This window comes from Nocardioides sp. Soil796, assembly GCF_001429525.1.
Lineage (GTDB): Bacteria > Actinomycetota > Actinomycetes > Propionibacteriales > Nocardioidaceae > Nocardioides.
Map to the genome: position 1 here is coordinate 334,776 of NZ_LMSQ01000018.1, position 262 is coordinate 335,037.

Annotated in this window: 1 protein-coding gene; it reads left to right on the forward strand. The window is 66.0% G+C overall.

Translation table 11 applies throughout. The features are described from left to right. Positions 1–262 (forward strand): hypothetical protein (locus tag ASH02_RS26390; RefSeq protein ID WP_162262587.1); only part of this gene is annotated, 262 nt, incomplete at both ends.

A 262-nucleotide genomic window follows, 5' to 3' on the forward strand; every position in this document is an offset into this window, starting at 1 on the left:
GGCCGAGTGGATCGACACCGAACTCGCCCGGCTGGGTAGGTATGGGATCCCGACGATCGAGAAGACGATCAGGTCGGCGATCGCGAAGTTCCACCCCGACAAACTCGACAACGACCCGTCCCCGGTGCCCGGGAAGGACCAGTGGGACGTCACCATCGACCACGGCGCCGGAGCCGGCAACGGCACCAGCCGGCTCGACGCGATGGGTGACTCGCTGGACCTGGCGAAGTTCCACGACCTCATCAGTGATGAGGCCACCACC